23 protein-coding genes and 1 tRNA gene are annotated in these 17396 nt (G+C 48.1%); 13 read left to right on the forward strand and 11 right to left on the reverse strand.

Annotation, left to right across the window (positions count from 1 at the left end; translation table 11 throughout):
• Positions 1–19: 19 nt before the first annotated feature.
• Positions 20–1144 carry a hypothetical protein gene (locus NIES2104_RS01115; protein ID WP_058994948.1) on the forward strand — a complete coding sequence of 375 codons (1125 nt, stop codon included), beginning with the start codon at positions 20–22 and terminating at the stop codon, positions 1142–1144.
• Positions 1141–2091 carry an NAD-dependent epimerase/dehydratase family protein gene (locus tag NIES2104_RS01120; RefSeq protein ID WP_058994950.1) on the forward strand — a complete coding sequence of 317 codons (951 nt, stop codon included), beginning with the start codon at positions 1141–1143 and terminating at the stop codon, positions 2089–2091. The genes NIES2104_RS01115 and NIES2104_RS01120 overlap by 4 nt, the downstream gene beginning before the upstream one ends.
• Here the strand turns inward: NIES2104_RS01120 and NIES2104_RS01125 are convergent, their stop codons facing one another.
• On the reverse strand, positions 2092–3189 hold the full coding sequence (locus tag NIES2104_RS01125) for a tetratricopeptide repeat protein (RefSeq protein ID WP_156426838.1): 1098 nt from the start codon (positions 3187–3189) through the stop codon (positions 2092–2094).
• A 67-nt stretch (positions 3190–3256) separates the two neighbouring features.
• Here NIES2104_RS01125 and NIES2104_RS01130 point away from each other — a divergent pair, with 67 nt between their 5' ends.
• A complete protein-coding gene (locus NIES2104_RS01130) occupies positions 3257–3583 on the forward strand; it encodes a YbjQ family protein (RefSeq protein WP_058994952.1) in 327 nt (108 codons plus the stop codon).
• 173 nt (positions 3584–3756) lie between these two features.
• Entirely contained in the window at positions 3757–4407 is a 651-nt protein-coding gene (locus tag NIES2104_RS01135; RefSeq protein ID WP_058994954.1) for a hypothetical protein, read from the forward strand.
• Between the two features lie 97 nt (positions 4408–4504).
• On the opposite strand, the gene NIES2104_RS01140 is transcribed toward NIES2104_RS01135, so the two are convergent.
• A tRNA-Arg gene (locus NIES2104_RS01140) sits at positions 4505–4578 on the reverse strand.
• A 38-nt stretch (positions 4579–4616) separates the two neighbouring features.
• Here NIES2104_RS01140 and moaC point away from each other — a divergent pair.
• Positions 4617–5123: a cyclic pyranopterin monophosphate synthase MoaC gene (gene moaC, locus NIES2104_RS01145; RefSeq protein WP_058994955.1), complete on the forward strand. Its 507-nt coding sequence runs from the start codon at positions 4617–4619 to the stop codon at positions 5121–5123.
• Positions 5124–5246: 123 nt separating this feature from the next.
• Positions 5247–5411, forward strand: coding sequence for a hypothetical protein (locus tag NIES2104_RS31525; protein ID WP_156426839.1), 165 nt, complete (start codon positions 5247–5249; stop codon positions 5409–5411).
• 58 nt (positions 5412–5469) lie between these two features.
• Here the strand turns inward: NIES2104_RS31525 and NIES2104_RS32155 are convergent, their stop codons facing one another.
• Positions 5470–5622, reverse strand: a complete 153-nt coding sequence (locus NIES2104_RS32155) for a hypothetical protein (RefSeq protein WP_192843544.1) — start codon at positions 5620–5622, stop codon at positions 5470–5472.
• Between the two features lie 111 nt (positions 5623–5733).
• Between NIES2104_RS32155 and NIES2104_RS01150 the strand changes: the two genes are divergently transcribed.
• Positions 5734–6522, forward strand: a complete 789-nt coding sequence (locus NIES2104_RS01150) for an S-adenosyl-l-methionine hydroxide adenosyltransferase family protein (protein ID WP_058994958.1) — start codon at positions 5734–5736, stop codon at positions 6520–6522.
• Here the strand turns inward: NIES2104_RS01150 and NIES2104_RS01155 are convergent.
• The 3 genes from NIES2104_RS01155 to NIES2104_RS01165 all read right to left on the reverse strand — a co-directional run bounded on the left by NIES2104_RS01155 (position 6515) and on the right by NIES2104_RS01165 (position 9364).
• Positions 6515–7321: an inositol monophosphatase family protein gene (locus tag NIES2104_RS01155; RefSeq protein WP_082689902.1), complete on the reverse strand. Its 807-nt coding sequence runs from the start codon at positions 7319–7321 to the stop codon at positions 6515–6517. The genes NIES2104_RS01150 and NIES2104_RS01155 overlap by 8 nt on opposite strands.
• Complete coding sequence (locus NIES2104_RS01160; protein WP_059001503.1) at positions 7321–8709, reverse strand: BCD family MFS transporter; 1389 nt, start codon at positions 8707–8709, stop codon at positions 7321–7323. The genes NIES2104_RS01155 and NIES2104_RS01160 overlap by 1 nt, the downstream gene beginning before the upstream one ends.
• 88 nt (positions 8710–8797) lie before the next feature.
• The gene (locus NIES2104_RS01165) at positions 8798–9364 is read right to left on the reverse strand and encodes a fasciclin domain-containing protein (protein ID WP_058994962.1); all 567 of its coding nucleotides are present in this window, start codon (positions 9362–9364) and stop codon (positions 8798–8800) included.
• Between the two features lie 222 nt (positions 9365–9586).
• Here NIES2104_RS01165 and NIES2104_RS01170 point away from each other — a divergent pair, with 222 nt between their 5' ends.
• Positions 9587–9847: a hypothetical protein gene (locus NIES2104_RS01170; protein WP_058994964.1), complete on the forward strand. Its 261-nt coding sequence runs from the start codon at positions 9587–9589 to the stop codon at positions 9845–9847.
• Positions 9834–10256 (forward strand): anti-sigma factor, encoded by a 423-nt coding sequence (locus NIES2104_RS01175; protein ID WP_058994967.1) that lies wholly within the window; start codon positions 9834–9836, stop codon positions 10254–10256. The genes NIES2104_RS01170 and NIES2104_RS01175 overlap by 14 nt, the downstream gene beginning before the upstream one ends.
• On the opposite strand, the gene NIES2104_RS32160 is transcribed toward NIES2104_RS01175, so the two are convergent.
• The 5 genes from NIES2104_RS32160 to NIES2104_RS01195 all read right to left on the reverse strand — a co-directional run bounded on the left by NIES2104_RS32160 (position 10253) and on the right by NIES2104_RS01195 (position 13453).
• Complete coding sequence (locus NIES2104_RS32160; protein WP_192843545.1) at positions 10253–10408, reverse strand: hypothetical protein; 156 nt, start codon at positions 10406–10408, stop codon at positions 10253–10255. The genes NIES2104_RS01175 and NIES2104_RS32160 overlap by 4 nt on opposite strands.
• Positions 10409–10449: 41 nt before the next feature.
• Positions 10450–11673: a geranylgeranyl reductase gene (gene chlP, locus NIES2104_RS01180; protein WP_058994969.1), complete on the reverse strand. Its 1224-nt coding sequence runs from the start codon at positions 11671–11673 to the stop codon at positions 10450–10452.
• Positions 11674–11779: 106 nt separating this feature from the next.
• A complete protein-coding gene (locus NIES2104_RS01185) occupies positions 11780–12196 on the reverse strand; it encodes a PIN domain-containing protein (RefSeq protein ID WP_058994971.1) in 417 nt (138 codons plus the stop codon).
• Positions 12193–12426: a hypothetical protein gene (locus tag NIES2104_RS01190; RefSeq protein WP_058994973.1), complete on the reverse strand. Its 234-nt coding sequence runs from the start codon at positions 12424–12426 to the stop codon at positions 12193–12195. Before NIES2104_RS01190 ends, NIES2104_RS01185 begins: the two co-directional genes overlap by 4 nt.
• Positions 12427–12496: 70 nt before the next feature.
• Positions 12497–13453 (reverse strand): site-specific DNA-methyltransferase, encoded by a 957-nt coding sequence (locus NIES2104_RS01195; protein ID WP_058994975.1) that lies wholly within the window; start codon positions 13451–13453, stop codon positions 12497–12499.
• Between the two features lie 438 nt (positions 13454–13891).
• On the opposite strand from NIES2104_RS01195, the gene NIES2104_RS01200 reads away from it, so the two are divergent.
• The 4 genes from NIES2104_RS01200 to NIES2104_RS01215 all read left to right on the forward strand — a co-directional run bounded on the left by NIES2104_RS01200 (position 13892) and on the right by NIES2104_RS01215 (position 17355).
• A complete protein-coding gene (locus NIES2104_RS01200) occupies positions 13892–14143 on the forward strand; it encodes a hypothetical protein (RefSeq protein WP_156426840.1) in 252 nt (83 codons plus the stop codon).
• Positions 14144–14228: 85 nt separating this feature from the next.
• A complete protein-coding gene (gene deoC, locus NIES2104_RS01205) occupies positions 14229–14948 on the forward strand; it encodes a deoxyribose-phosphate aldolase (protein ID WP_263970881.1) in 720 nt (239 codons plus the stop codon).
• Complete coding sequence (recO, locus tag NIES2104_RS01210) at positions 14945–15817, forward strand: DNA repair protein RecO (RefSeq protein WP_058994981.1); 873 nt, start codon at positions 14945–14947, stop codon at positions 15815–15817. The genes deoC and recO overlap by 4 nt, the downstream gene beginning before the upstream one ends.
• A 2-nt stretch (positions 15818–15819) precedes the next feature.
• Entirely contained in the window at positions 15820–17355 is a 1536-nt protein-coding gene (locus NIES2104_RS01215; protein WP_058994983.1) for an MFS transporter, read from the forward strand.
• The last annotated feature ends 41 nt before the right edge of the window (positions 17356–17396 follow it).

Raw genomic sequence — 17396 nt, forward strand, 5'->3', positions numbered from 1 at the left:
AATGAATGGATAATCGGCAATGTCAACTTTTGAAGTCTTTCCAATCACATCGGTCACAGAACAAGAGATGTTTATCAACGTTCCGTGGGTCGTGTATGCGAATGATCCGAACTGGGTGCCACCGCTGCGGAGTGATGTCGAGAAAAAGTTTCAGCCTGAAAATCCGTTTTTTCAATACGGCAGGTTGAAACAATTTATTGCAATCTCTCGCGGAACTGCGATCGGGAGAATTGTCGCAGCCGTGAACGATCGATTAATCGAACGCGAAGGAAAAGCGATCGGCATTTTCGGATTTTTTGAATGTATCAATGATTTTGAAGTTGCAAAGGCATTGTTTGATGCGGCGGAAGACTGGTTGCGATCGCAAGACATCACTGAAATTCGCGGTCCGATCGATCTTTCCACTCACAATAATTGTTTATTTCTAGTCGATGGTTTCGATTCGTCGCCGATGGTAATGATGCCTTACAATCCCGCATACTATCCAACCTTTATGGAACAGTTAGGATTAACCAAGGCAAAAGATGCTTATGCGTATGATTTTCCCTTAGATAAACCGCTTTCTCCTGAGTTTGAAAAAGGCTATCGAATTGCTTGCAAATCAGGTGTAACATTCCGACCTTTGAGAACGAAAGGACAAGAATTTGAGGACGATTGTGTCAGCCTATATCACTTATTCACAAAAGCATTTGAAAACAATTGGAGTTCGACCCCTCGAACCTTAGAAGAATTCTTAGAAGAAGCGCGATCGCTGCAAGAGTTAGTTGATCCCGATGTATTTCCGATCGCAGAATACAACGGTGAAATGATCGGCTTTTGGATGGGATTACCAGACTACAATATCCCGCTGAAATATGTGAACGGTCGCTTAAATTTCCCTGGAATTCTCAAGTTTCTTTGGTATCGCCGTCAGATTAATCAAGGTCGCGTGATTGCAATTTGTTCCCTACCAGAGTTCCAACGAAAATTAGTGCCGCTCGGATTAATCTATCTCGGTTTACAAGGTGGAATTAAAAAAGGGAAACCCTACAAACGAGCAGAACTATCCTGGGTTTACGAAGACAATGATCGATCGCGCAAATTGATCGAAGCGTCGGGCGGTAAAATCTACAAAACCTATCGGATGTACGAAAAATCGCTATGAGAGCATTAGTCACCGGAGCCAATGGATTCACCGGATCACATTTAGTCAAAGCGCTACTAAATCGGGGTGATACCGTTGTCGGGTTCGTTCGTAAATCGAGCAATGTCGATCGCTTATCCAACTGCAACATCGAATACGCTTACGGCGACATTACCGATCAATCCACTCTCACCAAAGCGATGCAAGGGGTCGATGTCGTTTTTCACACAGCCGCCTATGTCGAATTAGGTCTTGTCAACGCCGCAGAAATGGAGCGCGTTAACGTCGAAGGAACCCGCGCCGTATTAGAAGCTGCAAAAGCCGCTCACGTTCCAAAACTGATTTATTGCAGCACGATCGGGATTTTTGGCGACACGCAAGGCAAAGTGATCAACGAAACCTTTCAACGCACTCAGAAAGAATTTTCTTCTGCCTACGATCGCACAAAATATCTCGCTCAACAATTAGTAGATCAGACTAAAGAATTGTCGATCGTCAGCGTCATGCCCTCCGGAATCTTCGGCGGCGATGACCCCCATTTCAAACCTGTCCTCAATGCCTTTCTAAACGGTCGCCTCAAAGTTTGGGCAGGCGGAGAGCGCGTCACTGGGATTGTTCATGTCGATGATCTCGCTGAAGCCATGATTTTAGCCGTCGATCGCGGAAAATCCGGCGACTATTACATCATTTCCGCAGGCGACTTGACCACGAGAGAAATGTTTAAAGTCTTCAACCGAGAAACCGGAATTCCAGTTCCCCGCGAAGCTCCTAAACCCTTAGTGCGTCTCGTTGCCAGTATTCTCGATCCCATTGGTCGAATTTCCGGCTGGCAACCGCCGATCGACAACGAACGAGCACATTACGTCTACGATCGCTGTGTCCGCGTCGATGCCACAAAAGCGAGACAAGAACTCGGTTGGAATCCTCGATCGCCTGAAGAGACGCTAAAGTCTCTAGTTTCTCGCTAACTACTGCTTTGTTTCCGCGATCGCTCTTTCTGCCTGTTTCATCTCATCCGCTTTACCTTGCTCCTCGAACAGCTTTCGAGCTGTCTCAAACGCCTCGATCGCATCTCTCGGAAAATCCCGCGCCTTCAGCGCAACTCCCATTTGGTAATACGCATAGGCATTATTCGGATCGAGCTTGACCACTTCTCGAAATGTCATCACAGCCCGCATCGTTTCGTTTTGAGCCAAAGCCGTTTCTGCTAGAGCAAATTGCGCCTCGACGGAACTCGAATCGAGATTGACCGATCGCTGAAATGCTCTCAATGCCTCCGCACCGTTGCCCTTCTCGCGTAAAATCTTTCCAATCTGTAAATGCAGCTTCGGATTGTTCGGATCAAGCCGCACCGCCCGATTAAATGCTGCTAACGCACCAGGTGAATCATTTCGCTCTAATAAAGCAATTCCTAGCCCGATTTGAGTACTTGCCCGTCGAGGATCGAGCGTTGCCGCTGTTTGTAACGACGTAATCCCTTGAGCGACTCTGCCTTGCTGAATCAGCATTAACCCGATCGATTCGTGCGCCGCTGCATTTCTTCGATCAAGCGTTGCCGCCTGTTGATATGCCGCTAATGCGCGATCGACTTGTCCCTGACGCGCTAAAACCGTTCCCAGTCCCAAAAACGCATTCACATTGCGCCGATTTAACTCCGTCGCTCGACGGTACGCAGTTTCAGCCGCGCTATCATTTCCCAAATTCGCCAAACTAAAACCCAACGCATAAGCAAAATCCGCATTGTCTGGCTCTAATGTGACTGCCTGCCGATACGCCTCTGCCGCCTCTTGAAACCGACCCTGTTGAGCAAAAACATACCCCATTCCAGAGAAAATTCGGGCATTACGATTATCCAGTGCCGATGCGCGTTGAAATGCCTCTAATGCACTGCTCCAATTCCGCGCCTCGACAGATTCCCGTCCTTGTTCAAGCAAATTATCCAACTCATTCGGCTGAGCGCGTCCGATTTGGGGTATCAGTGCGATACACACGAATAACCCAACCGAATAAAGCGATCGACGAATCCGCGACATTTTCACCATACTGAGAATTACGGAACGCTCCAAAACAATCAGGAATAAACGATTAAACTATGAATCTATCTAATCTGAGTCCTTGATTAAAGCACAAACCATGTTAATGACCACAACCGATGTGATCCAAAATGCAGTGATCGAATCATACCTTGGCGTTGTCACTGCCGAAGTGGTTTACGGAACGAATGCGCTAAAAGATTTTTTTGCTGGCATCCGAGATTTAATCGGAGGACGCACCGCAGGCTATGAGCGCGTCTTTGAACAAGGACAGCAAAACGCCCTAGCTGAACTCCAAAAACGAGCGCAAAATCTCGGCGCAAATGCCGTGGTCGGTATCGAAATCAATACTGGCACTATCAATCTCGATCAGTCTGGTGTTCTTTTATTAATCACTGCGACTGGAACTGCGGTGAAAACTCGCTGATTCTGCCAATGTTCACAAATCGTGATCCCCGATATTTCTCTGACTATTTCTCTCTAATGGCGTATCCGGATCGTCTCACCCTCGGTAGAGTAATTTTTTCTCTAGAAACTCTACAGTGTTGCCAAGAGTAAATTCTTTGCAAATAACTATCCTGTTAGAGGAGACAATTCACAATGGCATATACTAACCGTCCGGTCGCTGAAGCGGCAGTCATCCCCGTCGCTGGAGATTATCACGATCGCGTTCGTTGGGGTCCGATTATCTCAGGTCTAATGGTGGCGTTGGTGTCTCAGCTAGTTCTGAGTGCCTTGGGTGCTGCTATCGGTGCTACTTCGATCGCGAATTCGGGCGCACCTCGTACTGATGCGGGTGGCGTGGCGAGCGCAGTTGGAATTTGGGCAACGATCAGTTTGTTGATTTCGCTGTTTATCGGTAGCTGGGTGATGGCGCGTGCTTGTGGTCCGATGAACCGCAGCACCGCGTTGCTTAATGGCGCGATTCTCTGGGCAACTACGCTGGCGCTGAGTGCTTACCTATTGGCAAGTGGAGTCACGGGTGCATTTGGTTTGGCAGTATCGAGTGCGGCAAATGCAGCAGGTGCGGCTCTACCTCAAACGGGTGTGCCGAACGTTGATCCGAATGCAGCAACTCCGAATGTTTCGGCTCAAGATGCTCGGAATATTGCAGGCAACACCGCAACCGCTGGCTGGTCGTTTGTGATTGGTTCGCTGCTCGGTTTGGCGGCATCGTTGGCAGGTGCAGCAGTGGGAACTCGCAAGCCTCGCGCAACCGCAGCTTACGTTGATCCGAATCGCAGCATGTAAGCCTTGAAGTTTGATCGCTCTAGCCCCTCGAATTCGAGGGGCTTTTTACGTTTAAAAAACAAAAGAGATGTCATCACGACACCTCTAAAATGTTAAACGGGCTAGGAGGGATTCGAACCCCCGACACCGTGGTCCGTAGCCACGTGCTCTAGTCCACTGAGCTACAAGCCCTTGTTATCACCTATTCAATATACAACGTTCTGCCCCAAATGACACAAAAATCTGAAAACTCGATCGATCTTTCTCATCTCGATGCGACCGGACAAGCTCAAATGGTTGATGTCTCGGCAAAATCGGCAACGACAAGACAGGCAACCGCAATCGCGCTTATTCGCATGAAACCGGAAACGATGAGCGCGATCGAGTCTGGCAATTCCCCCAAAGGCGATGTTCTTGGTACGGCTCGAATTGCGGGAATTATGGCGGCGAAACAAACCTCGAATTTGATTCCGCTCTGTCATCCCTTGCCGATTCAAAAAGTCGAGGTGAATATCACACCAAAACCGGATTTACCGGGATACGAAATTCAGGCGACCGTGAAAATCAAAGCGGAAACGGGAGTGGAAATGGAAGCGTTAACGGCAGCTTCGATCACAGCGTTAACCCTATATGACATGGCGAAAGCGATCGAGAAATCAATCACGATCGAGCAAATCTATCTCCTGAACAAAACCGGAGGCAAATCCGGCGATTACTCACGCGAACAGTCTCAGTAAAATTTCGGTAAAGCGAGGATACACGGAGCGTGTTTCTGAAAAAAATCGATATACTCAGAAAAACCCCGCTTGACACTGCCCCCAATTGTTCAATTTTCGGCACATCCAAGTTGGTATCTCGACATGAAGCAATTTAGTGAATTAGAACTCTCAGAAGCGCTGTTTAACGCGATCGCCCAAGCGCTCGAATCCTGCTGCCATTCGGGTCAGTTATCGACTGAAGAATACTTATTGATGCTCGATTCGGTCTGGTTTACGCTTGATTTTGGCACTCGACTGCCCCGGTAAGCCACGAAAAAAGCGCGACACCCGCCGCGCTCAGTTCGAGATCCAAACGTTGAAGAGACTATCTCAAGTAGTTTGCTTCTGCTTCGAGCATCCGGAGCAATGCCTGATCACCCCGCGCTTTTGCTGCTTCCATCCGACGTTGCAGATTCCGTTGCAGGTTTTCGCGGTGCAGTTTTGAGACTTCTGCGGATTGAGGACGATTTCTATTCATAATTCAGATATTCCTAGAGGTTAGCTTTTCTTATCACCATGATTTAATTTTAACATCAGTCATTTCAAACGGTAGCTTCTGCTACAAAAAATTCATACTTTCGATAGACCGATGATTGTGACTCTGTTGACTGATTTCGGATTAAGCGATGTTTATGTCGGTGTGATGAAGGGAGTCATCGCCCGAATCAATCCTCAAATTCAAACGATCGATTTAACCCACAACATTTCACCTCAAGATATTGCCGCCGCTCGCTTCCATTTGATGAACGCTTACCCTTATTTTCCTGAAGGAACCGTTCATGTGGCAGTCGTCGATCCAGGAGTCGGCAGTCAACGTCGATCGATTGCCGTTCAACTCAAATCAGGTTACGTCGTTGCGCCTGATAACGGTTTAGTGAGTGGAATTCTGCCTGAAGCAATCGCGGCTGTGGAATTAAACAATTCGCACTATTGGCGATCGCAAACTCCGAGCGCGACCTTTCACGGTCGAGACATCTTTGCCCCTGTGGGAGCGCATTTAGCGAACGGCGTTCCGCTACAAACCTTGGGAACTGAGATTGATTTAGGCTCGATCGTTCGCTTGCTGATTCCCGATGTGATTGAAACCGAAACTGAATTGCGAGGCGTGATTCAAGCAATCGATCATTTTGGCAACTTGATCACGAACATTTCTGGGGAGAAGGTTCGCGCTGCCTTTGGCACACGCGAGCGTGACCGTGCTTGGAACATTCGCGTCAATCAAGCAATTTACGCAGGAAAGAAAACTTATGCGGATGCAGCGATCGGTGAAATCATCGGCTTAATCGGGAGTCATGGCTGGATCGAACTAGCAATGAATCGCGGCAATGCTCAAAGCTTCCTGAAGTTGAAAGTGGGAGATGCGATCGCAGTTATTTAGTGCCAATCGACTTAACCAACGGTTCAAACACAGAAATCAAATCCTCCCGACTCACCACCAAAGTCGGAAACGATCGCGTACTGTAATCTTTTCCCACTTCGAGTGGAAAGATTAGCTCTGATTGCAGCGGATACCAAACCGCTCCCGCCGCTTGTACGATCGCCCAAACTGCCGCAATATCCCAAATTTTCGGAGTCGCTTCAACGCCGCCCATGGTTGCGCCTGCTGCTACTGTCAATAAGTTATAGGTCGCGACTCCCAGCATCCGAATCTTTGCCGGAAACGGATTTTTCAACACCGAAGTACTACGAGCACAGAGATTGAAAAAGTGATTGCGAGTCAGAGCTTCTTGGCTTGAATGGATCGGTTTATCGTTGAGAAATGCACCCGTTGGCAACTCTAAACCTGATTCACCTTGCCAAAATCCGTGAAACGATTGATTCAACGGCGGAAAATGAACATAGCCGAATACTGGAGTACCTTTGTACAGAAGCGCGATCGAGATGCCCCACAACGGCAATCCACGCGCAAAATTCGTCGTGCCATCAAGCGGATCAACAATCCAGCACCAATCGCGATCGGGAAATATATGCTCAACTTCTTCGCTCAGGACACCGTGATCCGGGAAAGTTTTCGCGATCGCGTTCCGAATCTGCTCATCTGCCCATCGATCAGACTGCGTAACTAAGCTCCCATCCGCCTTTTCCGCCGCCTGCACCTGTCCAAAATCTTTCAGCAGTTGCACTCCAACTTCATGAGTGAGCTTTTCTGAAAAAGCTTTAATTTCCGAAAAATCCATCAATCTAACTCACCTTGCAAAATGTTAGAAATCGCTGCTTTCGTATTGTTCCGAAAGGCTTTGACATCGACTCGACTGAGTAATCCGACTGCGATCAACATTCCGATCGCTTGAATTCCAAACACAACCGAATACGCTAACGTCAAATTCGAGAAAATACTTTTGCCTATATCTAAAGCGCCACCTCCAAAAATTGTTGCCAACGCTCTCGCTAATGCTTGCGCCAATCCCCATGCGCCAATAAATGTACCAGCCGTTTCAACCGCCGTGAGATCAAGCATTAAACTAATTGCACCCGTCGTGGTGATTCCTGATGCTAATCCGAATAGAAACAGTCCGCTCTGGAGTAGTTTAGGATTTGCGGTAAAGCCCGTGAGAATGATCAAGACCATACAAACAGCAACGAGAATGCAGCCGAGTTTTGCGGTTCTAGTTTTACCGAGACGAGGCACGATCGCGAATCCTGCACTACTAATTCCAATCAGCGTTCCCATTCCCCAAAATGCATTTAATCGAGTCGTTTCAGAAACCGACATATTAAACACTTGTCCGCCGTAAGATTCCATCACCGCATCTTGCATAAATAAACTCACTGTCATGAATAGCAAGAAGGTGAAAAATAACCCGGTTTGGGGTGAAGCGGTTAACACCCGAATGGCACGATTCAAAGTAATTTGATCTTCTCGATCGCGAATCGTCGTCCGTGTCCTAAACCGCGAATACTTCTTCTCAATTCCAAACGTTGCCAAGATCGCCAATCCGCAAACCACACTTGGAATAATGATAAAAACCCGATTGACTGCCGGACGTAACGCTTCTAAATCCGCCGCTCCTTGTGCTGGTAACAATCGCGAAGTCACGATCGCGCCAATCACAATTCCCACCATCAGCATCGACCAAACAATCCCAACCAGTTTCGATCGCTCTTCTTCCTCAGACACATCCACTAACAGCGCTGCAAATGGAGTCGAACCTGCACTAAGCGTCAACCCATACAAAGCAAACACAAGTCCTAAAACTCCAATCCAAACTTGTGTCTGTGTCGTCCATCCAACCGCCTGCAAACTCGCTCCCACTTGCCACATCACCTGAACCGCGAGAAATGCCGTTAGCGAGAACAACACCGATGCCATCCAAACGTAACTCGTGCGATGATACCCTGCGATCGGTTTCGCGTCCGACATCTGCCCAAACCACAATCGCGCCGGAGCCATGAATTGATGAACCGCGATCGCACCCGCCGCGATCGTTGCAGGAATCGCCAATTCTTTAATCATGATTCGGTTCAAGACACCAAGCGTTAACACCGACATCATGCCCAGTCCCATTTGATAAAGACCAAGTTGGAACATGGTTAAAAGCTTAATTCTGGGGGGTTGCGTGATCATGGTTAGAAAGATATGAAAATGTGGATTGCATAAAAAGCGATCGTACATCACTGCACGATCGCTTTTCTACACAACACCAAAGCAAGGATTATAGATTCGGGGGGAGAAGGACTCGATCGATGACATGAATCACGCCATTCTTCGCATCGACATCCGCTTTCACAACATTGGAATTGTTCACTCTGACGCTTCCATTTCGGACCTGAACTGCAACGGGGCTACCTTCCACAGTTGCGACTTGACCCGATCGCAGATCCTTCGCCATCAGATCGCCTGAGACAACGTGGTAAGTCAGCACCTGACGCAGCAAGTCGCGATTTTCTGGCTGAAGTAACTTCTCCAGCGTTCCCTTTGGCAAGGCTGCAAAGGCTTCATTCGTAGGAGCAAACACCGTGAAAGAACCTTCGCCAGAAAGTGTCTCGGTTAATCCTGCTGCTTTCACTGCTGTCACCAACGTTGAGAAAGAAGGATTGCCTGCTGCAATTTCAACGATCGTTCCTGCTTGAGCGGGTCGCGTTGCTACAGGAGTCGCTGACGTTTTCTTGCCAGTCGCACCGGGGCAAGCGTTTGCTTCTGCTGCTGTGCCAATCAGAACAGAGAGCACAGCGATCGCCCCAAGGGTGCGGACAGTGTTAGACAAAGAAGTGAATCGCATTGTAGGAAACTCCAAGAAGGTTATAGGTTAGGACGATGTTTGTCCGTCTACTGCTAATACGGGAAGCGATCTCAATTGGATTAGAAAGTTTTTCTGCAATCCAATCAAGGTTTCGGAGATTTGCTCGAAACATTTTCAACTGTACAATCGCAAAAATTCAGACTGCAATCGTAAAAAGCAGACGATAATTGGAGTGACACTGTAAGTCCGACTGTTTCAACCATGCAAATTCAGCAAGAAGATGCAATGCAGCCCCTACAAACCTCCTCACCGACCGATGCCGCCCTTAGCGCGATCGCTTATGGTATGGATGCGCTCATTCCGGGACTGTACTTCTGGTGCGGATTCATCAAACTTCGTCTGGGTGGCAGTCCTGCTGAACCGACTTATCCTGGCACCTTACACAGCCGCATTGGAATCGCTCTAGTACTACCGAGCTATCGCATTTACAGTACCTATCGCAGTACATATGACCCAGATTGAAACCTTAGAGCACAATCTGCAACAGGCGAAGCTACGAGACCAGAAACTTCGCCCCGTTTTAAATAGCTTGCAACAACCTGGAACGCGCATCTATTCGCTTCAAGGGTCCGATCGAGCAAATGCAGCTTCCGGTAGTTTAGTAATGTCAACAGAACAAAACAGAGCAATTATCCTAGTGCAAAATCTCCCAGAATTGCCATCTGGTCAGGTTTATCGGCTTTGGGCAAGACTTCCGTCAAAAGCATCGCTCGCTTACTGCGGTCAGTTTAATGTCAATGCTCAGGGAGTTGTACAATTGCAGCCTTCTAGCATTTGCGGAGCAAATCCAACTCAGATGTTGATTACCTTAGATGCGATCGCTGATCCCACGACAAAAGGCGGACCCGTGATCATGCAGAGCCGAGTTTAATCGACCTTTACAAAAAAGCGATCGTACATTCCTGCACGATCGCCTTCCAAATAATCTCCATCCTCGCAAACAACGAAGACCACTGAAACCAACTGAAAATTCTCTCTCCAGTCCCCTTCAGTGGACTTCGCACTGTTAGCCCCGAATTTCATTCCGGGGCGGACTCAAAACGCAGCGAATCGACCCCTTCAACTTACGGAGCTAACGCATTTCCACGAATCAAGCTACCGATCGTTTTTGCCGTAATCTTCAATTGCACCAGCGGATTTGCTGGCACAACTGTTTTGTAGAGATAGCTATCAAAGGTGAGCTTTTGCACATCAATGTCAGAACACATCTCGACAAAGGCTTCACGGGTTGCATCAGTGCGATAGAACACGGTTTGCAAAATGTCTAACACTTTGTAGGTCAAACCGTACTTTCTATCCCAGCGCTTGAGATAGACTTTCAGATCCGCTTCGGTGGGAATGCGACGACCGTTTTCGGAAAATTCCACGATCGTTTCTGCACACATCCGAGCCGATTTCGCAGCAAAGTAGATTCCTTCACCTGAAGATTTCGTCACGGTTCCCGCAGCATCGCCCACGAGGGCAACTCGTCCGACCACACGGCGCGGTCTGGGATGTTCCGGAATCGGATGCGCTTCGACCCGGATGATCTTACCGCCTCTGAGTTTCTTCGCCGCTCTTGCCCGGATTCCAGCCTGTAGCTTCTTGATGTCGGCTTTGTGCGGAGCCATGGTCCCCGTTCCCACAGCGACGTGGTTGTATTTCGGAAACACCCAAGCGTAGAAGTCAGTCGAGACATCATCTCCCACGTACATCTCAGCGAGATCTTCGTAGTACGCCATCTTGTCATCGGGCAACATGATCCGCTCTTGGAACGCGATTGCATAATTATAATCACCCGCATCGATCGCTTTTGCTACCCGCGAATTGGCTCCATCTGCACCGATGACCAAATCGACTTCGAGCGTTGCGGCTTTTCCTTCCAAACTGCCATCGGAGTGATCCGCATAGTGCAGCTTGTACGAGCCTTTCTCGCTGGTGGGTAATTCCAGCTTGTGCATCGTTCCGTTAATCAATTTTGCACCGAGAGAAACGGCACGATCGCGCATGAAGCCATCTAAGACTTCGCGGCGGCACATTCCGATATATTCGTCGTCTTTTAAGGTGCTGCCGATACTGACTTCGACATTCGAGGGGGAAATCATTTTCATCTTTCGCACTTTGCGATCGATGATGTTTTCAGGCAAGTCAAATTCAGCCACCATACAGAGGGGAATTGCCCCGCCACAGGGTTTTACGTTGTCTAACTTGCGTTCAATAAGATAGGTTTCAATACCCGCTTTTGCTAATGTCTCTGCTGCGGATGAACCAGCAGGACCGCCACCTACAACTGCAACCCGGAGTGTCAAAGGTTTTCTCCCAATTTCTTAAAAGCTACGAAAGTCATCGTACCACGCGGCTTTTGCCCTTCTGTTACGCATGTCGGCAACTTGAAACAGAGCTTAACAATTGAATTCATGGATTCAGTCGTTGTAAGAGATCTTCGGTCGAAAAGATAGGTACAGGTGAACTGTTAAAGTCTTGTCGATCGCGAGTCAAAATTCCGTCCAAGTCTTGCGCGATTGCACAAGCGATTTGCACCGCGTCTTCAAAATCGGTCAAACCGGATGCGAATGCTGCCTCTAAAATCGCTCGATCAACTAGGCAAATCACAGTTACTCTCAAAGTGACTGAAACAGCGCGTCGAGCCTGTTCAATATCGCGAGTTTGTCTTCGAGCAATGTAGAAAATATTCGTGAGTGTGGTTGCAGTCACGTAACCAACGATTTGCCTTGCTCTGATTGCCTCAAAAATTTGATTCGCATTCTGAAAAAATGGTTCCCTTTGCAGCAGAAAGTCAAGAACGACATTGGTATCCAACAGAATTCTCACTGAAGATATTTCTCCGCCAGCGCATCTTCTAGCATGGTTTCTACCTCTTCATCGCTTGGAGCAGGTTTATTTGTCGCTAATAAACCTCGCATTTCATTAATTGCGGCAGAGCGTTCTGCTGGGTCAATCGGCTTCTCTTGTTGGAGAGAGGTAATGATTGCACTCATTAATGCAAGCCGATCTTCAGCAGGCAACTCTAAGACCTGTTTTTTTAATCCTCTTGGTAACATAAGCAGTCTGAAGATGAGATTTCCTTTAGTATGACTTATTCGCCTGAAAAATATTTCTGAGGGCATTTGATCAAAAAGGTTGAGTTTTCTGCTGCGCCGCAAGTGTGTTGCGTTCCCAAAATACACCGTCTGACCAGCCTTGAATCTTTCGATCTACCTCAGCAAGTTCTAACCGCCGCTCCGTTAATAAACAATACTCTTCGTTCAAATCAATTCCTAAATAATGTCGATCGAGCTTTTTCGCCACGACCGAAGTGGTTCCACTCCCTACAAACGGATCGAGGACAAAATCGCCTGGATTCGAGCTTGCCAAAATGAGTTTCGCAATCAGTTTTTCGCTCTTCTGGGTGGGGTGTTCCGTATTCTCAGGCATCGACCAGAACGGAATCGTGATATCCGTCCAAAAATTCGAGGGGTGTGTATCGCGGAAATTGCCCTGGTCAGTCGCTTCCCAATCTTTCGGGAATTGGTCGATCGTGCGATAGGGAGCCAGCACCCGTCGCCGCAATTTCACTGCATCTAAGTTAAAGGTGTACTCGTTAGAGACGGTACAGAACCAAATATCCTCGCTCGAATTCTTCCAGTTCGCTTTGGCTCCTCGTCCTTTTTCACGCTCCCAGGTAATGCGATTTCGCACAATAAAGTGGTTAGAAGCGACTGCAAAAATCGAGGCAGAAGAGAGCCAATCGCCACAGATATAAATCGAGGCAGTCGGTTTTAGAAGCGGTTTGAAGGCTGCGATCGCGGTTTCCAACCACTCCGAATAGGCTTCAACCGACCGCCGTTCAAACTTCAGACCATTGAAATTTTTCGATAGGTTGTAGGGCGGATCGAGAATTAAAAGATCCACAAATCTATCGGGAAGCAGAGAGGCAATCGACAAACTATCGGCTTGAATAGTCCCGGTCGGTGAATACGAAATGACTCTGCTTAAGGAAATTAGTTTCGGTCTTAAGCGCTGTCGATCGAGTTCCGTCAATTCCAAACTGCGATTTCGAGGAGCTTTACCTTTCTTGATGTTCGTCATGAAAAACTGCCCTAGTTCACATTAAACTTCGTGGTTTTACGGTTGCTTTTTGTCATAGTTTGCGGCGCTCTGTCTAAAACTGTGAACAAATCGTGAAAATATTATTAGCTTTTAGAGGAATTTTCGGAAAACACAATGAAGATTAATCGGTAAGGTGATAGGTGAGCAGATTTTTGAGGGCATTCTTTACCTCAGGAAATCTCTTCATAACTCAGATTTGTAAAGACAGTTCCTCATTACTCAAAGGATTGACTTGTCACCATGTCTAAAATCAAAAAAATCCGCCATCTCACTTACGTACAAACACGCAGTAAATTTCTCGAACCTATGAAAATGTGGTAAAACCACCGTGAAAACACTGGAGTTGCCCTACCAAATCAACTAAGATGTTGCGAGGAGGTCAACAGCTTAATGCTTTATCTTCATAGGTTGCTGCACATGAGTACGTTCTTTCGGATGGCACTGACGGCAACTTTAGCTTTAGGTGCGTCTTTCTCGTTAATCGGATCAGAGAGTGTTCGAGCAGAAATCAGCAAAATGGCTGATGCGTCTACCGTTCCGCAAGTCGAAGGTTCGACAAGTTCCGTTTTTCGTTCCGCTGCTGAATCTGTCGTTGAACAGCGCGTTAGCACATTTGACCCCGAACCCAATGACCCACCTAAGCGCACTGGGGGTTCTGGTACACGATAGCTTCAAGCTTTTCAATTTTGCGAAGTCAAGAATCCGTAGTTCAGAACCCTGGGCTACGGATTCTTTTATGCCATTCTGAGAAAAGATGCCGTTCGCCGAGAAATCGTTTATGAGTCAACCGTATCCAGAAATCGACATCGCAGCTTTTATCGATCACTCTTTATTAACCCCGATCGCAACTCCCGTCCAAGTCGAACAATGGTGTGAAGAAGCCGATCGCTATCGATTCGCGTCTGTTTGTGTTCTCCCTATCCACGTCAAACAAGCCGTAAATTTACTGCACAACAAACAGCCGAAGGTTTCGACGGTGATTGGATTTCCATTAGGAGCGAATACGTCGATCGTCAAACGGTACGAAGCTGAAGAAGCTGTTGAAAATGGCGCAACCGAACTCGATATCGTCATCAATTTAAGCTGGCTGAAAACAGGTAATTTAGACGCGCTTCATCGAGAGATCGCTGAGATTCGGGAATCTACAGGCTGCCCGATCAAAGCGATTTTAGAAATGGCACTTTTAACCGAGGAGGAAAAAAGAATTGCGGCTCAAGTCTGTATGGAGGCGGGTGCGGCTTTCCTCAAAACCAGCACAGGCTGGAATAAAGGCGCAACCGTGGCGGATGTCCGTCTTTTGAAAGAGATTGCGCGAGATCGGGTGGGAATTAAGGCTTCTGGGGGAATCCGTACCGCACAACAAGCCCTAGATTTAATCGTGGCAGGAGCGACCCGACTCGGAACCTCTAGAGGTGTCGAGTTATTGCGTCAGCGCGATACCCTAGAAGAGACCCCCTCAAACGAATCCGCATGAGTCGAACTTACAAAGCGATCGGGATTAACCTTAAAGCGATGCCCTTGGGAGAGGCAGATCGAATCGTCACCATTTTGACGAAGGAATTCGGATTGCTGAGAGCGGTTGCAATGGGGGCAAGAAAACAAAATTCTAAACTCGGTGGGCGCAGCGGTCTGTTTGTCGTGAACGAATTACTCATGGCAAAAGGTCGATCGCTTGACAAAATCACCCAAGCCGAAACGCTCGAATCCTACCCAGGACTGGCACGAAACCTGAAAAAATTAACCGCAGGGCAATATTTAGCCGAACTCACCCTTCAGCAGGCTCTTAGCGAACAGCCGCAAGAAGAACTGTTCTATCTATTAAATGAGCATCTCGGACGGATTGAGCAATGTGACGATGCCGAAGTGCTGCCTCGATTAATTCATGCCGTTTATCAGCTTTTGGTTGTTGCGGGAATTGCGCCTCAAGTGCATCAATGTAGTGTCACTGGAGCCGTGATTCAACCGGATTTCGAGAACCCGGATGTGCAAGCAGGATTTAGTAGCGCGATCGGGGGAGTCGTGAAACTTGAAGAACTCGATCGTATGGTTGAAGAACAGAGTCCTGCTTACCGAGTCCAGTCACCTGTGGGAGAATATCGAGTAGCGAATGTTCAAACCGTCCGCAAATCTCGTCCCGCTCTTAACGTGCCGCTTCATGCCCCAGAACTGGCAGCCCTTCAGCATCTCCCCCAAGCTGAACCCCCTACGCCCGACCAGCACCCGATCTCGGTCTGGCTCACTCTCGAAAAGTTGCTTCGCCAGTACGCGCAGTATCACTTCGATCAACCGATTCGATCTGCTGCCCTGATTGAAAGCTGTTTTGCACCCGATTCGATGCTGTAACCATGATGCGACCTTCCCCTGCCGATTACGTCCTGATGTCCACCCCGATCGACCACGATTCACGATCGCGGATTGAGCCATTTCAGTCCCAACCCCCGAACCGATCGATGCCGTCTCCGATGCTCAAAGAAGATCTTTTTCCCGAATCGAACGGGGGTTTCGTCCCTGAAAACGGTTCAGCTAAATACGTTTCAGAAGATAAACCTGTCGCACCTCAGCCTCCAGAAGAAGAGCCAGAAGGATTTGTCCCGGTTCTGAAGAATCGGAATTTTCTCACGCTCTGGTCTGGACAAGTGTTTTCGCAACTCTCAGATAAGGTTTATCTAGTGTTGATGATTGCGCTGATTGCCAGTCGATTCCAGTCAGAAGGGCAGACGATCAGCGGTTGGGTGTCCTCGATCATGATTGCGTTTACGATTCCGGCAATTTTGTTTGGATCGATCGCGGGGGTGTATGTCGATCGCTGGTCGAAAAAAGGTGTTCTCGTTGCGACAAATCTACTCCGAGGAGCGCTCGTTTTCATTCTTCCGATCTTGCTTTGGCTGACAAAAGGATGGACAACGTTCGGCGGCTTGCCTGTTGGATTTTGCTTGCTCTTGGGTGTAACCTTTCTCGTTTCCACCTTGACCCAATTTTTCGCACCCGCAGAACAGTCGATCATGCCACTTGTGGTAGAGAAACGGCACTTACTTCCGGCGAATTCGCTCTATACGACGACCGCGATGGCATCGGTGATTATCGGGTTTGCGGTGGGTGAACCGTTGTTAGCGCTGGCGGATACGATCGCGAGTTGGTTCGGTGCAGGAACGGATTTCGGCAAAGAATTACTGGTCGGGGGCGGATATGTGATCGCTGGAGTCCTCTTGCTTTTGATGCGAACAGGCGAGAAGCAGCAAGACATTGCTCCCGAAGATCAGCCGCACGTCTGGGAAGATATCAAAGACGGATTGCGCTTTCTCAAAAAACATGCTCATGTCAGAGGTGCACTGATTCAGCTTGTGATTTTGTTCTCGATTTTTGCAGCGTTGGCAGTTTTAGCGGTTCGGCTGGCGGAAGTGATGCCTGAGATTAAATCCTCGCAGTTTGGATTTCTCTTAGCGGCAGGCGGCGTAGGAATGGCAGCAGGAGCCGCATTACTCGGAACATTTGGACAGCGATTTGCTCATGCTCGATTAGGAACGATCGGATCGATCGGCATGGCAGCTTGTCTAACCGGAATCGGCTTTTTCTACACGCATCTCTGGATCACATTGGCATTACTGACTTCATTAGGAGCGTTTGCGGCACTGATTGGAATTCCGATGCAAACCACGATTCAGCAAGAAACCCCAGAAGATATGCGCGGAAAAGTCTTTGGGCTTCAGAATAATGCTGTGAACATTGCATTATCGTTGCCGTTGGTGTTAGCTGGAGTTTCTGAAACGATTTTTGGGTTGAGGATTGTATTCTTGGCACTTGCGGCTTTGACGATCGCAGGGGGATCATTAACCTGGTATATTTCACATACCAATGATGACAATCAAGATGAAAAAGCTTAAGCGCTGAAGATATGTCGCTTCTATCACCTTGAGCTTTCCTT

The organism is Leptolyngbya sp. NIES-2104 (genome assembly GCF_001485215.1).
Taxonomy (GTDB): Bacteria; Cyanobacteriota; Cyanobacteriia; order Leptolyngbyales; family Leptolyngbyaceae; genus Leptolyngbya.

What these genes read in the sequence shown, in the direction of transcription:
- NIES2104_RS32155 (WP_192843544.1), bottom strand. Translation starts at nt 5,622, where the DNA reads ATGAATAGAAATCGTCCTCAATCCGCAGAAGTCTCAAAACTGCACCGC.
- NIES2104_RS01215 (WP_058994983.1), top strand. Translation starts at nt 15,820, where the DNA reads ATGATGCGACCTTCCCCTGCCGATTACGTCCTGATGTCCACCCCGATC.
- NIES2104_RS01165 (WP_058994962.1), bottom strand. Translation starts at nt 9,364, where the DNA reads ATGCGATTCACTTCTTTGTCTAACACTGTCCGCACCCTTGGGGCGATC.
- NIES2104_RS01170 (WP_058994964.1), top strand. Translation starts at nt 9,587, where the DNA reads ATGCAAATTCAGCAAGAAGATGCAATGCAGCCCCTACAAACCTCCTCA.
- NIES2104_RS01130 (WP_058994952.1), top strand. Translation starts at nt 3,257, where the DNA reads ATGTTAATGACCACAACCGATGTGATCCAAAATGCAGTGATCGAATCA.
- NIES2104_RS01155 (WP_082689902.1), bottom strand. Translation starts at nt 7,321, where the DNA reads ATGGATTTTTCGGAAATTAAAGCTTTTTCAGAAAAGCTCACTCATGAA.
- NIES2104_RS01190 (WP_058994973.1), bottom strand. Translation starts at nt 12,426, where the DNA reads ATGTTACCAAGAGGATTAAAAAAACAGGTCTTAGAGTTGCCTGCTGAA.
- NIES2104_RS32160 (WP_192843545.1), bottom strand. Translation starts at nt 10,408, where the DNA reads ATGAAATTCGGGGCTAACAGTGCGAAGTCCACTGAAGGGGACTGGAGA.
- NIES2104_RS31525 (WP_156426839.1), top strand. Translation starts at nt 5,247, where the DNA reads ATGAAGCAATTTAGTGAATTAGAACTCTCAGAAGCGCTGTTTAACGCG.
- NIES2104_RS01195 (WP_058994975.1), bottom strand. Translation starts at nt 13,453, where the DNA reads ATGACGAACATCAAGAAAGGTAAAGCTCCTCGAAATCGCAGTTTGGAA.
- recO (WP_058994981.1), top strand. Translation starts at nt 14,945, where the DNA reads ATGAGTCGAACTTACAAAGCGATCGGGATTAACCTTAAAGCGATGCCC.
- NIES2104_RS01175 (WP_058994967.1), top strand. Translation starts at nt 9,834, where the DNA reads ATGACCCAGATTGAAACCTTAGAGCACAATCTGCAACAGGCGAAGCTA.
- deoC (WP_263970881.1), top strand. Translation starts at nt 14,229, where the DNA reads ATGCCGTTCGCCGAGAAATCGTTTATGAGTCAACCGTATCCAGAAATC.
- NIES2104_RS01115 (WP_058994948.1), top strand. Translation starts at nt 20, where the DNA reads ATGTCAACTTTTGAAGTCTTTCCAATCACATCGGTCACAGAACAAGAG.
- NIES2104_RS01150 (WP_058994958.1), top strand. Translation starts at nt 5,734, where the DNA reads ATGATTGTGACTCTGTTGACTGATTTCGGATTAAGCGATGTTTATGTC.
- NIES2104_RS01135 (WP_058994954.1), top strand. Translation starts at nt 3,757, where the DNA reads ATGGCATATACTAACCGTCCGGTCGCTGAAGCGGCAGTCATCCCCGTC.
- NIES2104_RS01200 (WP_156426840.1), top strand. Translation starts at nt 13,892, where the DNA reads ATGAGTACGTTCTTTCGGATGGCACTGACGGCAACTTTAGCTTTAGGT.
- moaC (WP_058994955.1), top strand. Translation starts at nt 4,617, where the DNA reads ATGACACAAAAATCTGAAAACTCGATCGATCTTTCTCATCTCGATGCG.
- NIES2104_RS01120 (WP_058994950.1), top strand. Translation starts at nt 1,141, where the DNA reads ATGAGAGCATTAGTCACCGGAGCCAATGGATTCACCGGATCACATTTA.
- NIES2104_RS01160 (WP_059001503.1), bottom strand. Translation starts at nt 8,709, where the DNA reads ATGATCACGCAACCCCCCAGAATTAAGCTTTTAACCATGTTCCAACTT.